This window comes from Pseudomonas sp. Je.1.5.c (assembly GCF_051129895.1).
GTDB lineage: Bacteria > Pseudomonadota > Gammaproteobacteria > Pseudomonadales > Pseudomonadaceae > Aquipseudomonas > Aquipseudomonas urmiensis.
Genome location: NZ_JBCPSP010000126.1, coordinates 1 through 250 on the forward strand (window position 1 = coordinate 1; position 250 = coordinate 250).

Below are 250 nucleotides of genomic sequence, written 5' to 3' on the forward strand. Positions count from 1 at the left end.
CAACGGTTGACCTCGCGCGAACTGCGTTGATGGGCAACGCCACAGTCGCCAACGGCGGCACGCTTGGCATGACTGTGAACGGTGGCAGCATGACTGGCGATATCGAGTCTGCCGGCACGGCCTCGGCCACCTTCAATCAATCGACCCTGACCGGCGATGCCGTTGCTGCTACCGGTGGTACGCTCAACCTGACCATGACCGATGGGCGCATGGACGGCAACATCGACTCCGCTGGTAGCGCAACGGTTGA

Annotated in this window: 1 protein-coding gene; it reads left to right on the forward strand. The window is 62.4% G+C overall.

From position 1 onward, the window contains the following. Positions 1-29: 29 nt before the first annotated feature. Positions 30-250, forward strand: a 221-nt coding sequence (locus tag AAZU54_RS27425; RefSeq protein WP_434727914.1) for a hypothetical protein, incomplete at its 3' end; no start/stop codon positions are given.